Source organism: Enterococcus casseliflavus NBRC 100478, from assembly GCF_001544095.1.
Classification (GTDB): Bacteria; Bacillota; Bacilli; order Lactobacillales; family Enterococcaceae; genus Enterococcus_D; species Enterococcus_D casseliflavus.
This window is the reverse complement of sequence record NZ_BCPT01000003.1, coordinates 95,017-108,152: the sequence shown is the minus strand read 5'-3', so window position 1 is coordinate 108,152 and position 13,136 is coordinate 95,017. Positions and strand designations below refer to the sequence as shown.

Genomic DNA, 13,136 nt, shown 5'->3' with positions numbered 1-13,136 from the left:
GAACCACTCAATGCAAATGAACCTTTGCCTTTGTTAGTAAATACGCAATTTTTCTACAATCCGTTTAAATAGTCATCAGTTTTCATCACCGTAGAGAAGGTTTCCAACGCCGATAAAAACGCTCGTTGAACAGCTTCCGCAGGAATTTCGTGCGCTTCAAATGTTAATGCTTTCGTTGCCGTGGCATCAGAAATCAGTATGGGCTGATAACCGAGTTCTTTGCTAGCTCTTGTGGTTGAATCGATGCACATATGCGTCATCATCCCAGTGATGATAACTTGTTGAACACCTAAAGAGTCTAACGTCTCTTTTAAATTTGTTTCAATGAAGGAGTTAGGAAAGTGCTTTTCGATAATAATAGAAGAATGCGTTGTTTTTAACTGTTCATGCAGCCGTACACCTTTGGTCCCTCGTTCAAAAAAATCAGCTGCTTCTTGATCGTTGATGTGTTGGATATAGATGATCGGGAGTTGCTTTTCGATAAAAGACGCTTCTAGTTTATTTATGTTTGCAAGCGCCTGTTCAGGGGAATGAAGGGCCATTCTTCCTTCTTTAAAATAGTCATTTTGGACATCAATAATTACTAAAGCTTTTTTCATAGAATCACCATTTCTTTTCTTATTTGTTATAATCCAGTATAAATACATATGACCCTACAACAAAGCGTCTCTTGAAAAAGATAAAGTCAATTTACTTTCATTATGAAAGGAGGAACCCTTATGGACATCATCGATGAACAAATCCTAGCTATCCTGAAACACAACAGCAAATTATCGAACAAAGAAATCGGCGAAATGGTCCACCTGACGGGACAAGCCGTGGGCAATCGGATCTTGAAATTGCAAGATGAGGGAATCATTCAACGATTTAGTATTGTAGTAAACTACCCAAGTACGCAATACATCCGGTTTTTTATGGATTCAAATCGCTATACAGCTTTTGAAGCCTTCGTGAATCAATACAAAGAAATTGAGGTCTTTCATAAAGTTTCAGGTCAAGCTTGTTATCTCTTGGTCAGTCATTTTACAGATGTAACCTTCCCTTTATTTATAGAGAGTCTCTCAAAATGGGGCAGGTATAGTGTAGAAACCTTTGTGGCTGACAAACTCAATCATGGGGATGATTGATGTGCTTGCTAAAGGGTTGTTGAATAAAGCTTTCACTGGAGCGGTGAGAGGGATAAGAAAAAGGGGCAAAACGATTTGAGTTTTTTTCCTTTTAAATGAATTGTTCGAAATTCATTGTCCTAATTATATTAATTAAACTTGAGAAAGCAAAAAGCGAATCAAGTGTGGATTCGCTTTTTGCTTTCATCTAGGATAATAAAAAATATTGATAATTATTGCGAGAACTTATTTAACACTTGTACCTTGAGTGTTAACATATCCAATCCATGTATTTGTATTATCATATAAGGAATAGAAGGTCTTTCCATTTCCTAATGTATATTTTACTTTAGCAGTGTAACTATTACCATACAACTGACCTGCTTCGAATTTTTTACTAGTCCAATAAAAATTGTTCCACACAGGATAGTTTTTGCTAGTAATCTGTACTCCTATGTTAATATTTTCAGTTCTTAAATCTTCAGTAGCATCAGAATTAATATAACCTATCCATGTGTCGCCTTGATATATAGAATAAAGTATCTTTCCATTTGACAGAGTATATTTATATTTTGCTTTATAGACCAGACCACTCGAATAATTTTCTGTACTTCCTAATTTACTCGTCCAATATAGGTTTCCCCAAATCGGATAATTCTTCGTCGCACTGACAAATTTATCAATATTTTCAGCCTTCAAATCAATAACCGCTTCAGCATTGATATAACCAAACCATTGATCACCACGATAGAGAGAATAAAACTTTTTACCATTTGTTAAAGTATAACTAACAGATGTATAGTACACTGGATTATCGGCGAAATCAGAAGTATCGCCTAGTTTACTAGTCCAATAGAGATTTCCCCATCTTGGATAATTTTTAGTTGCCATAATATTTTTATTCTCGCTTGTAGCGGTTAATTCTTCAACTGCTACAGTATTAATAAATCCTACAAAGGAATCTCCACGATATAGTTCATAAAACGTTCTACCATCACTAAAAGAGATTTGATTTTTCGCATAATAAACTAAACCATCTTGAAAATTAGAAGTATTTCCATTTTGAGAAGTAAATTCTAAGTTGTTCCATACTGGATAATTACTGACCGCCATAACCGTTTTTCCATAAGGCACTGTTTGGTATTCTGATAGATCCATCCGGATGGCAAATGATGGATAGAAACTGTCCCAGATTGGAGATAATTCAACCGTTCTTCCAAAAGTTGGAACATGAATATACTGATTATTTCCAATATAAATGGCAGTATGACTCGTTTTCCCTCTACTTCCCCAAAAAAGTAAGTCACCTGGTTTAGCCTCAGAGATAGGAATTTGCTTTCCAGCATACTCTTGCTCCCACGTCAATTTTCCGACATCTTTTCCTGTAACTTGATTAAAAACATAATAAACTAAGCCAGAACAGTCAAATTTGTCAGGTCCCAATCTATCAGGATTTGTTTGAGTATATGGTTTACCTATATGTTTTTTTGCTTCTGCTACAATTTGCTCTCTTTGACTCAGATTACCGCCTGATAATGAACGAGATACGACCTCTCTTGTTAGTTGATTATTTTGAGAATTAATTTCATTGATGAATTCTACATATTCTTCATATGTCATAACTGAACTACGATTATCCTTTGAATAGTCTTCAAAAGTCACCTGCCCATCGTCAAACTCATCTGCTTGTACAGATTGGAATGTGAAATTATGAACAAAAAAAACAACCAATTCCTAATAATAAAATACCCCATACACGTTTTTTCACTTTATCTCTCCTTTATTTTTTTATCTTGAAAGTATATCACGGTTTTTTCAGTAAATAAAGGCTATAAAGAGATAAATATAGATGAATAAAAACTTCTAAATTTAACGATTCTGATTTTTCCGAGAATTTTTTTCGTTCTCTCAAAACTATGACGATATTTTAAAAAGGAAGTAACAAAAAAATAATTCGATACTGACTCTTCTTATATCCAGCTTTTATATCTTTTAATGTTTACTCCAAAAAGCTTCTACTGGAAGTAGTTTGATTGTTTCATAATCATTTCCTAAAAAGACCTACTTTTCTTCCAATTTTAATGTGCTATACCCTAGCTTCGCAACTTCGACAAGTAAATGCAAAAAATCGTTCGTGTAGAAACACTCGAACGATTTTCGTATTTTCTTCTATTCTATCGGCCTTGTGTTCACGTTTCTTCCTTTTGCAACGTCATGATAACTGGACCTTCTTTGGTGATGGCGATCGAGTGTTCATATTGGGCACAGTAGCTGCCGTCAATGGTGCGTGCTGTCCAGCCGTTCGGGTCCATCTTCATGCGCCAAGTACCTGTCGTGATCATCGGTTCGATGGTGATCGTCATGCCTTCTTTCAACCGAATTCCTTTGCCAGGTAACCCGAAATGAGGAAAGAATGGTTCTTCATGAATGGTTGGGCCAATGCCGTGAGCAATAAAGTCCCGCACGACACCATACCCTTTTTCTTCAGCAAAGCTTTGGATCGCATAACCAATATCGCCAACACGGTTGCCGACTTGTGCTTGCTCGATGCCTCTCATCAAGGCTTCTTTCGTGACTTCCATCAGTGCTTGATGTTCTGGTGAAATCTCTCCTACCGCATACGTCCAACAGCTGTCAGAGATTGCCCCTTTGTAATCGACACAAAAATCAACTTTGACGACATCGCCTGATTTTAAAACATATTCTGAAGGGAAACCATGACAAATCTCTTCATTGACACTGATACACGTCGCAAATTCATACCCTTCAAACCCGATTTGCGCGGCTGTTGCCCCTGCAGCTTCTATCTGTTGATGGACAAAGGCGTTGATTTGGTTCGTGGTGATACCGGGAACGATTTTTTCCCGTAGCTGCTCGTGAATACTTGCCAAGATACGACCAGAAGTTTTCATTTGTTCGATCTCTCGTGGGGATTTTAATGTGATCAATAGATGATCTCCTTTCCTTAAATAGCCATTACAATGTTTCTTTTAATAATACACCTCATCTAGAAATAAGCCATGAGAAGGCACTGTTTCACCAGCTGCTTGTCGTACCTTATCGGCTAACACTTGATCGATCACTTCTGGCGGCAGTGTGCCATCGCCAATGGCAATCAGTGTGCCTGTCAAGATTCGGACCATTTTATGCAAAAAGCCGTTGCCTTTGAAGGTAAACCGCAATAGGTCGCCTTCTGGTGTGATGGTGATTTCATCGATCGTGCGCACCGTTGATTTTTTTGATTTTTTCAATGCAGAAAAGCCGATAAAATCATGGGTGCCGATCAACTTCTCAGCCGCTTGCTGCATTTTTTCCAAATCAAGGGGCTGCGGGCAATGAAAACTGGTATTGCGAGCAAAGACCGATGGGATCGCGTTGTTCCAAACATAATAGCTGTATTGCTTGCCTTTGGCGTGATAGCGTGCATGGAAGCGCTCAGACACCTCTTCAATCTTGTTGACGACGATGTCTTGAGGCAAATAGCGGTTAAAGAACTGCTGCATCTCTGGCAAACTCATTTGATGGGTCGTCTTGAAATTCGCCACTTGTCCTCGAGCATGTGTGCCCGCATCGGTTCTGCCAGAACCGACGATCTCAATTTCTTCTCCCGTCAATAATTTGATGACCCCTTCAACTTTTTCTTGGATCGTTTTTTCAGAATCTCCTAGTCGTTGCCACCCTAAGTAGCGCTTGCCGTCATATTCAATCGTTAATTTGATATTTCGCATGGTTGTTGCTCCTTTTTACCGATACTATCGGTGGATAGTTGTGATTGTTTTTTAAAGTGACTTTTAAAGAATATACAAGTGCATTGATACAAGAAACAGTACACAAAATTTTTCTTTTTTTCATACTATTTCTATTATTTATAAACGTTTTGTCAACCAAAAAGTTCTTAAAAGAACAATATGACGTTATCTCGCTTGTTTTGTGTTTATATAAGCGATCGCACTACCGCTTCCAAATTTAACTTCTGGCAATGAACGCTTTACTAAATTGAGTTCCTTCAGTGTTTCTTCTCTGGTTGATAGTGCACGGAACGCATATCGCGTTAGGCCGTTTTCTAGTTTCTTTGATTCTGAAAACTGCTCAGATACTTTATAAGCTGCCACAACAGCATTTTCTGCTCCTGTGTTAATAGCGATGATATAACGGATGTGTTGAATTTTATTGCGCCCAATAACCCAGTTCCCTAAAGTTCGCGACTTTAGATTTGAAATATCCCGATATTCTTCATCGATAGGGTATTCTTTAGATTCATCTTTACTCAAAGAAAAAGCATCTCTTACTTTTACTGCTAATATCAAGTCATCCGTTGCTATTTCACTGATAGACATTGGTTGGAAGCCAAAACGCTCTTCGATTTCCTCAACGAGCATTACTTTAGAACCATGTCCTTTCACCAAATTTGTCAGTGAAAGCCCCTGTACCAGCTGTGCATAATTGATCATAACATTTTCGCTTGCATATGCCTCATTTTCAGATAACCCATAACTTAGGATATAACTTAATACTTGTAAATTTGATTCAATAATTTCTTGAATCGTTTTAATTTTTAAAGTAATTGCTGTTTCATTTTCTCCAACTAAATTTGCTTGTTTCATCCTATTTAAAGCAGCTTGCCGATGGGCAAAAATACGATTCCCTTTTCTTTTCCCAATATAAAAAGGCTGGTTGTTTCTAGGATCAACTAAATAATATACATAATATAGATGCTTCTCATCTTTTTTTAATGTTGCAAGCGTAGAAGCTGAAAACTGATTAATTTCCTTCATTTTTACTTTCCTTTTATTGATAGATTATCCTTACTAATTCGTTTTACTTATGATACGGCGCCCCCGTATTGATTCGATACGCGCGATAGATTTGCTCCAATAAGATCAACTTCATGAGTTGATGCGGGTAGGTCATTTTGCCAAAGGAGATTTTGGCATCACTGCGGGTCATGACTTCTTGACTCAAGCCTAGGGAGCCGCCGATGACGAAGGTCAGTTGGCTTTTTCCTTGGATGCCGAGTTGATCGATTTGTTTGGCGAAGGCTTCGCTTGTGGGGTTGGTGCCTTCGATCGCTAAGGCAAAGACATATTCGGTGTCTTTGATTTTGGCTAAAATGCGCTGCCCTTCTTTTTCTTTGATCTGCAGCATTTGGGCTTCACTCAAGGTTTCTGGTGCTTTTTCATCCGATACTTCGACAAACTCAAGCTTTGCGTATGCCCCCAATCGTTTGGCGTACTCGTTGATTCCTTGAACGAGGTACTTTTCTTTTAGTTTTCCTACTGTGACGATTTTGATTTTCATAGGTTCCTCCTCGTTATCCCCTTATTTTATGAAAATGTGGACAATGCTATCCACAACCTTTTACACACTTTGACTTTCTTTGAAATTCTTCTATCTTATCTATAAAAATGCGACACTTCAAGGGTTTCTTCATCCACCCAACCAAAGCTTTCAAGTTTGTCCACACGGTGTGGATAAACAGACCTTTGCTTCTCCCCAGTTTTGCCTGCTATTTTTATTCAAAAATGAACGGGTTTTGCGAAGAAAATTTCATCGTTTGAAACAGATTCTTACGCAACTTCTTCATATTTTTTTCAAAATCTCTTAGTAGACTAATCTCAGATAGAAGGAATATACTGATTATAACGAATTATTCATTAAGGGGGAAATAGTAATGGCAAGAAAATATGTCACACCAGGCAAGAAAACTTCTCCTGGTTTATTAAAACGATTAGGTATTGGGATTTTAGGCGGTATGGTCGGCGGTTTATTGACCTTCGGCGGTCTGTATCTGGCAATGGGTTCCTCTTTGACTTCAACACCAGAAACCACGACCAACAGCGGGGTCCAAGATTCTAACGGACAAACCCAAGTATCCAATGTAAAACTTGATGTGACTAGCGATGTCACTGAGGCAGTTGAAAAAGTACAAGATTCTGTCGTTTCCATCATTAATCTACAACAAAGTCAAAGCAACGACTGGAACAGCCTCTTTGGTCAGCAAGGCGGACAAAGTGAAGGCGATAGCCAAAGCGATGACGACAGTGCTTTAGAAGCTTCTTCTGAAGGGAGTGGGGTCATCTACAAAATCGATGGTGACGATGCCTATGTTGTAACCAACAACCACGTCGTAGAAGGTCAAGACGGTTTAGAAGTTGTTTTAGCAGACGGTACGAAAGTCAAAGCTGAATTGGTCGGTACTGACGCTTACACAGACTTGGCTGTATTGAAAATCTCTTCAGAGCATGTGAAGACTGCCGCAACATTTGGTGATTCAAGTGCCTTGAAAGTCGGCGAACCAGCAATCGCAATCGGCTCTCCTCTCGGCTCTGACTACGCAAACTCTGTGACACAAGGGATCGTTTCTTCCTTGAATCGTCAAGTAACAAGCCAAAACGAATCTGGTGGTACGATCAGCATCAATGCGATCCAAACGGATGCTGCGATCAACCCAGGGAACTCAGGTGGTCCACTGATCAACGTTGATGGTCAAGTGATTGGGATCAACTCAAGTAAAATCGCCAGCACCTCTGGCTCTGCTTCAGGTGTTAGTGTGGAAGGGATGGGCTTTGCGATCCCAAGTAACGATGTCGTTGAAATCATCAATCAACTAGAAGCAGACGGCAAAGTGGTTCGCCCTGCACTAGGGATCCAAACGATCGATTTAGGTTCCATCACATCACAACAACAAGAACAAATCTTGAAAGTTCCTTCATCCGTAACTTCTGGCGTTGTGATCTACTCAGTCAACAATGCAACACCAGCAGAACAAGCAGGATTGCAACAATATGACGTTATCACGAAGATCGATGACACAGAAGTCAGCACAACAACGGATCTGCAATCTGCGTTGTACAAACACAAAGTCGGTGACACGATCACTGTAACCTTCTATCGTGGCGATGAAGAAAAAACGGCAGAAGTAAAACTTTCCGTTGATACGTCGATCAACGAACAATCAACAGACAGCAGCAACTAATCACCAAAACCAATCGAAACAATCAAAAAATGAACTGCCGCAAAAACAGGAAGCGGCAGTTCATTTTTTTTAGGCTTTACCGACTGGAAAAGCTTCACCTACAACGGCATCTTGAGGCAGCTCAAGGATGCCTTTTTTCATTGGTGCACCTTCTAAATGCAGTTCTTTAGCAGAGCAGATCATTCCGAAGCTTTCTACGCCACGAAGCGTCCCCGGCCAAATCATCAAGCCATCTGGCATCATTGCCCCAGGTTTTGCGACAACGACTTTCAAGCCTTTACGGATATTGGCAGCACCACAGACGATTTGCAAGACTTCCCCATCCCCGACTTCTGTTTCCGTGATAGACAGATGGTCGCTGTCTGGATGTTCCACACAAGATTTCACATAGCCAACGACGATTTTTGGTTCTGTATCTGCTGGCAGTTCTTCGCTGAATCCTGCTTCTTTGATCATGGTGTTTAATTGTTGGATTTGTTCTTTCGTCAACGTCACTTGGCCACGGCCTTCGATCGTCATCACTTCTGAGATCGCAAAAAAGTTCCAGCCGACGATCGTGCCTTCTTCATTTTTGATTTGGGCAACGTTGCCTTTGCGTTCGACGGTTTGTTCTAATCCTTTATCATCTGCTGTGATGGCAAGCAGTGTATCACTAACATATTCTTTGTTATAAGCAAAAATCACGTTTTTTCCTCCTTAGGTACTTACACATTCCGCCCATAATCTTAACAAATTTTTCGGCATCCGTCATGGAATTTCTTTGTTTTCCTTGAAATTCTACTTATTTTCAAAGACAAAAAACGCCTGAGAACCAACTTCTGCTGGCTGGCTTAGGTTGAAAATTGGCGAAGGAGCAGAACCCGCGGCTTCTCAAGAACTTGCTGGTAGAATACTTTCTACGAAAGAAGGCAACAACAATAAGTTTTCCAAAAACTGTATACAGGAAAAAACTAAGAACCAGCTGCGGCTTATTAGCTAAAACGCTGCTTTGCTAACGAGCCAATAAACGCTGGTTCTAAAAACTTCTGTTTGGCACTACTACCTATATAACAAGACAACAGCGAAAGATGTCTTCCCTCAAAATGAGCACAAAAAAACCTGAGAACCAGCTGCAGCTCATCAGTGAAAGACGGTGCTTTGCTAACAAGTGAAACATCGCTGGTTCTCAGGAACTTTCTTTTAACCCTTGTCTTCTTTTGCTGCCATCTTCTCTAAGGAAAAGAACTCGGCAACGACAAGCTTATTTTTTCAAAAAATGACCTTACGCTTTGGTTTCTTCAGGCGATACGATCAGCACGTCGCACCGGGCTTCACGGATAACGAAGCTGGCGACACTCCCCATCATGAAGCGTTCCACGGCGTTCAGCCCAGATTGCCCCACCATGATCAAATCGATGTCGTATTGGTCTGGTAATTGAGTGGCAAGGGCGTCTTTGATGGAGCCGTAAGCGACGATGCCTTCTACTAGATCAAAATCTACTGATTTTGCGTAGGCTTTGCAGTCGTCGATCAGATTTTTCGCCGTATCTTTTTCTTGTTCCAAGATCGAACTATCCAAAGGTGCATAGCCCATCATGGTCGGCACTTGCTGGTCGATGATCGTTGCGGCATAGACCTTCCCTTGATTTCGACGAGCGACTTCCACTGCTTTTTTGAAGGCAGACATCGCTTGATCTGAACCGTCGATCCCTACTAAAATGTTTTGATATCTTTGTGCTTCCATCTTTTTCCCCTCCTATGCTGATTGTACGCTGGTTAAAAAGGCTTCGATCTCTTCTTTGGTTTTGCGATCCTTGTTGACTAACCGTCCCAGCTCCTTGCCGTCTTCGATAACGACGAGGCTAGGAATACCAAAAATGTTCCATTCAACCGCTACATCCATGTATTCATCACGGTCGACTTCGATAAATTGAAGCTCTGGAAAGTCCGCTTCGATCTCAGGCAATTGCGGTTTGATGTATCGACAATCGCCACACCAATCGGCGGTGAAAAAGAAGACATTTTTGCCTTTCTCCACATATGTTGCTAACTCTGCTAAATCTTTTGGAATAATCAAATGCTCACCACTTTCTTTTCTTTCAGTATACACCTTTCTTTCAGGGACTACCAACTGACATGCTGATCTTGCAAAGCCCTGCAGAAAAAAAGAGACAACGGATGGCTGTCTCTTTGCTTTCGTTCGTTCTCGCTTATTGTCCTGCCAATATCGTATCAACAGTGGAACGATCCAATCCTTTCAAGACTTGAATCACCATTTCCCGTGCCGCTTCAAAATCAGCGATACTGAATAATGTTTGGTGAGTATGGATGTAACGTCCAGGAACACCGATGACTGAACTTGGGATCCCTTCATTTGCCATGTGTGCCGCACCAGCGTCGGTACCGCCTTTTGAAACAAAGTATTGGTACGGAATGTTGTTGGTTTCTGCTGTATCCAACAAGAATTCTTTCATCCGTGGCAACATGATCATGCCTGGATCATAGATTCGCATCAAAGTACCGGCCCCTAGATGACCAAAGGTACCATTTTTGGTGACTGTGTCATCTGCTGGCGAGCAATCGACCGCAAAGAATAAGTCTGGTTTGAATTTCGTCACAGACGGACGAGAACCTCGTAAGCCGACTTCTTCTTGAACATTGGCACCAGCAATCAGCGTATGGCCTAACGTTTCCTCTTTCAAGGCTTCAAGTGCTTCTAATACGACTGCACAGCCGTAACGGTTGTCCCAAGCTTTCGAGATGATGTTTTTCCCATTGGCTGTTTTGATGGTTTCCACTTGTGGGACGATCGTATCGCCAGGACGTACACCAAAGCTTTCTGCTTCTTCTTTTGATTCAAACCCAGCATCAAACAAAATATCTGTGACTTCGACATTTTTTTGACCGCTGCTTCCTCGCAACAAATGTGGCGGTACTGAAGAAGAAACACATGGATAATCGCCTTTCGCTGTTTTCAATGTAAAGCGTTGGGCAGAAACCACATAAGGGTTCCATCCGCCTAAAGGAGTGACTTTGAATAAGCCGCGATCGGTGATCGTCGTCAATAAGAAACCAACTTCATCCATGTGAGCAGCTACCATCACTCGTGGTGCATCTGCTTCTTGGTGGTGACGCAAACCGAAAATGCCGCCTAAGCCGTCTTGTTGGATCTCGTCCACCAAGGGGGTCATCGCTTCACGCATATACGCCCGCACGTCGTGTTCAAACCCGCTGGTTCCTTGTAACTCCGTTAGTTCTTTGATGCGTTGAAATGTTTTTTCTTCCATGATCATTCGAGAAACACGTATCGGTTGTTTGCTGCCCTAAAGAAACAAAGCTGCTTTTTTTGAAAAAGCAACGCTTGCTGTTGCTGTGTTTTCCAGCAATTTTTGGGTGAAACAACGGATGTGCTCTCTTCCTCCTTATTCCTACTGATATTCTTTATTATAGCGCAAATTTCTATTGTTGGTTATTTTTCTTATAGAATATTTCTAAACTATGGTAAACTATTGTTAAGAGAACCTGTGCTTTCACCGAGATCAAAACATTCGGGAAAACTTACTTTAGGAGGGACATTAGATGGAGAATGAGCATCCATTGCATTATTTTAAAAATGGACTGACCATCGGTTTAGGTCTTGGCTTTGCAGGAGGGATTTTTTCAACGATCTGGTTGAAGAAAAGGCAAGCCATGAATGCCGATGATGTCTTAGACAATATAAAAGCAGCATTTATCAAAGAAGGACCGATCGAAGGTTCTTGGATCAATTTCGAAAAACAACCTTTGCGCAAATTTGCGATCACTTCCCAAGGTTATACTGGCGGCATCACCCGCACCGAAGACGGGCAGCTTGTCACCTATGAATTTTTGGCAGATGCTCATACAGGCACCGTCTTAGATATCCAACGAGCAATCGTGGACTAATCACTGCACTTACGACCAGCTTCTTAAGAGGCTGGTCTTTTTTCTTTTTAAGCAGTGCTTTTACTGGAGCAAGGTCGCAAGATCCAATACTACGACTTCATCGATGCTGCCGCCTTTTTGCCGATACGCCCATGCCCCACTTTCAAACAAGCAGTACAGCTGTCCTTTTTCTACCACGATCTGTTCAAGGTAATGGGGAAACTTGATGCGCCGCAACGCATGTTTGCGGGTCAGCACCGTTGCATCCTTTGAAAAGACCCATAACTCCGCCGACCCGGGTCCAAAGGAACGTGCCAGCAACATGTATTCCGTGGTAAAGGCGATACTTTGGACTTTCGTGGTGGTGACCCTTCTCTTACGCGGCTTGATGCGAGGAGGCGTTTTGCGACCGCTGGCTGAAAGAACAGGCAGCGGATAATTCGCCACCACGCCCCCTTGTTTCAAGGCAAAGGTCCCTGAGACAAGTTCACCGCTATCGGCTGCCAAATAGGAGCTGTGAGTGATGCCTACCAATTCGATGATTTGCTGATAAGCGATAGGCTGATTGGTTGCCAAGGAATCATCTTCCAGCAGTGCTTGTAGAGAAACACACGCCACGCGCCCCATTCCTTTCCCTGTAATGGTTAGCCACAGCATTTGCGTTGCTCGATCAAAGACTAGCCCACCGACATGGGGGCGTTTTGGCAGAACCACCGTTTTCAGATGCCGCCCGCTCGTTCTTTCTATTATATAAAGCTGTGAGTGATGTTCCTGCTGCGAACAATACGCTGAGAGGAACAAATAGTCCTCTGAAACGGCCAACCCTTGTGGGGTCATTGCTTCACACTGATCCGCATGCTTGTGCAGCCTCGTTTCTGCTTTCGCCGTTGCCGTCGTTGCCACTGCGGCAGTGGCTTCTTTTAAACCAGGAACCAAAAGGACTGCTTCCCTGTTTGCCCCGGCTGCCAGCCACGCCTGCCGCACGCTGGGATAACGCTTCAGTTGAGCTGCCAGTGCTTGGTTGTGGCGTGTATGTCGGTGCTTTTTCAGCCAGTACACCACAAAAAGGCCAACCGCAAACACGCCCAAAAGCAGCAAGCTCTCTGTTTGTCTCATTGATTGGCCTCCTTGATGAATTCCCTCTTGTCGGCTGATTTACCAACCGCTTATTG

14 protein-coding genes are annotated in these 13,136 nt (G+C 41.7%); 3 read left to right on the top strand and 11 right to left on the bottom strand.

The genetic code is table 11. The features are described from left to right. Window positions 1-53: 53 nt before the first annotated feature. Complete coding sequence (locus ECA1_RS03755) at window positions 54-599, bottom strand: cysteine hydrolase family protein (RefSeq protein WP_005225439.1); 546 nt, start codon at window positions 597-599, stop codon at window positions 54-56. A 120-nt stretch (window positions 600-719) separates the two neighbouring features. On the opposite strand from ECA1_RS03755, the gene ECA1_RS03750 reads away from it, so the two are divergent. Continuing rightward, complete coding sequence (locus ECA1_RS03750; RefSeq protein ID WP_370447890.1) at window positions 720-1,127, top strand: Lrp/AsnC family transcriptional regulator; 408 nt, start codon at window positions 720-722, stop codon at window positions 1,125-1,127. Between the two features lie 225 nt (window positions 1,128-1,352). Here the strand turns inward: ECA1_RS03750 and ECA1_RS03745 are convergent, their stop codons facing one another. From ECA1_RS03745 to rlmH, 5 genes are all read right to left on the bottom strand, one after another. Continuing rightward, window positions 1,353-2,726: a C40 family peptidase gene (locus ECA1_RS03745; RefSeq protein WP_236596072.1), complete on the bottom strand. Its 1,374-nt coding sequence runs from the start codon at window positions 2,724-2,726 to the stop codon at window positions 1,353-1,355. Window positions 2,727-3,295: 569 nt separating this feature from the next. Beyond that, entirely contained in the window at window positions 3,296-4,054 is a 759-nt protein-coding gene (gene map / locus ECA1_RS03740; protein ID WP_005234612.1) for a type I methionyl aminopeptidase, read from the bottom strand. A 42-nt stretch (window positions 4,055-4,096) separates the two neighbouring features. After that, window positions 4,097-4,834 (bottom strand): tRNA pseudouridine(38-40) synthase TruA, encoded by a 738-nt coding sequence (truA, locus tag ECA1_RS03735; RefSeq protein ID WP_060791770.1) that lies wholly within the window; start codon window positions 4,832-4,834, stop codon window positions 4,097-4,099. 186 nt (window positions 4,835-5,020) lie between these two features. Then, a complete protein-coding gene (locus tag ECA1_RS03730) occupies window positions 5,021-5,881 on the bottom strand; it encodes an LEM-3-like GIY-YIG domain-containing protein (protein ID WP_060791769.1) in 861 nt (286 codons plus the stop codon). A 43-nt stretch (window positions 5,882-5,924) separates the two neighbouring features. Next, window positions 5,925-6,404: a 23S rRNA (pseudouridine(1915)-N(3))-methyltransferase RlmH gene (gene rlmH / locus ECA1_RS03725; protein ID WP_060791768.1), complete on the bottom strand. Its 480-nt coding sequence runs from the start codon at window positions 6,402-6,404 to the stop codon at window positions 5,925-5,927. 373 nt (window positions 6,405-6,777) lie between these two features. Between rlmH and ECA1_RS03720 the strand changes: the two genes are divergently transcribed. Beyond that, on the top strand, window positions 6,778-8,082 hold the full coding sequence (locus ECA1_RS03720; RefSeq protein WP_015509239.1) for a S1C family serine protease: 1,305 nt from the start codon (window positions 6,778-6,780) through the stop codon (window positions 8,080-8,082). Between the two features lie 69 nt (window positions 8,083-8,151). Here the strand turns inward: ECA1_RS03720 and ytpR are convergent, their stop codons facing one another. From ytpR to pepA, 4 genes are all read right to left on the bottom strand, one after another. Further along, window positions 8,152-8,766 (bottom strand): YtpR family tRNA-binding protein, encoded by a 615-nt coding sequence (ytpR, locus tag ECA1_RS03715; protein ID WP_005225431.1) that lies wholly within the window; start codon window positions 8,764-8,766, stop codon window positions 8,152-8,154. Between the two features lie 577 nt (window positions 8,767-9,343). Continuing rightward, window positions 9,344-9,805, bottom strand: coding sequence for a universal stress protein (locus tag ECA1_RS03710; protein ID WP_005225429.1), 462 nt, complete (start codon window positions 9,803-9,805; stop codon window positions 9,344-9,346). Window positions 9,806-9,817: 12 nt separating this feature from the next. After that, window positions 9,818-10,138, bottom strand: a complete 321-nt coding sequence (locus ECA1_RS03705) for a thioredoxin family protein (protein WP_034857755.1) — start codon at window positions 10,136-10,138, stop codon at window positions 9,818-9,820. A 133-nt stretch (window positions 10,139-10,271) separates the two neighbouring features. Beyond that, window positions 10,272-11,348: a glutamyl aminopeptidase gene (gene pepA / locus ECA1_RS03700; RefSeq protein ID WP_060791847.1), complete on the bottom strand. Its 1,077-nt coding sequence runs from the start codon at window positions 11,346-11,348 to the stop codon at window positions 10,272-10,274. Window positions 11,349-11,640: 292 nt separating this feature from the next. Between pepA and ECA1_RS03695 the strand changes: the two genes are divergently transcribed. After that, window positions 11,641-11,985, top strand: a complete 345-nt coding sequence (locus ECA1_RS03695) for a peptidase (RefSeq protein ID WP_005225425.1) — start codon at window positions 11,641-11,643, stop codon at window positions 11,983-11,985. Window positions 11,986-12,045: 60 nt separating this feature from the next. On the opposite strand, the gene ECA1_RS03690 is transcribed toward ECA1_RS03695, so the two are convergent. Beyond that, window positions 12,046-13,080, bottom strand: a complete 1,035-nt coding sequence (locus tag ECA1_RS03690) for a hypothetical protein (protein WP_060791767.1) — start codon at window positions 13,078-13,080, stop codon at window positions 12,046-12,048. Between the last annotated feature and the right edge of the window lie 56 nt (window positions 13,081-13,136).

Coding starts and splice junctions, on each gene's coding strand:
- ECA1_RS03755 (WP_005225439.1), bottom strand. CDS start 599: ATGAAAAAAGCTTTAGTAATTATTGATGTCCAAAATGACTATTTTAAA.
- ECA1_RS03750 (WP_370447890.1), top strand. CDS start 720: ATGGACATCATCGATGAACAAATCCTAGCTATCCTGAAACACAACAGC.
- ECA1_RS03745 (WP_236596072.1), bottom strand. CDS start 2,726: ATGACATATGAAGAATATGTAGAATTCATCAATGAAATTAATTCTCAA.
- truA (WP_060791770.1), bottom strand. CDS start 4,834: ATGCGAAATATCAAATTAACGATTGAATATGACGGCAAGCGCTACTTA.
- ECA1_RS03730 (WP_060791769.1), bottom strand. CDS start 5,881: ATGAAGGAAATTAATCAGTTTTCAGCTTCTACGCTTGCAACATTAAAA.
- rlmH (WP_060791768.1), bottom strand. CDS start 6,404: ATGAAAATCAAAATCGTCACAGTAGGAAAACTAAAAGAAAAGTACCTC.
- ECA1_RS03720 (WP_015509239.1), top strand. CDS start 6,778: ATGGCAAGAAAATATGTCACACCAGGCAAGAAAACTTCTCCTGGTTTA.
- ECA1_RS03710 (WP_005225429.1), bottom strand. CDS start 9,805: ATGGAAGCACAAAGATATCAAAACATTTTAGTAGGGATCGACGGTTCA.
- pepA (WP_060791847.1), bottom strand. CDS start 11,348: ATGGAAGAAAAAACATTTCAACGCATCAAAGAACTAACGGAGTTACAA.
- ECA1_RS03695 (WP_005225425.1), top strand. CDS start 11,641: ATGGAGAATGAGCATCCATTGCATTATTTTAAAAATGGACTGACCATC.
- ECA1_RS03690 (WP_060791767.1), bottom strand. CDS start 13,080: ATGAGACAAACAGAGAGCTTGCTGCTTTTGGGCGTGTTTGCGGTTGGC.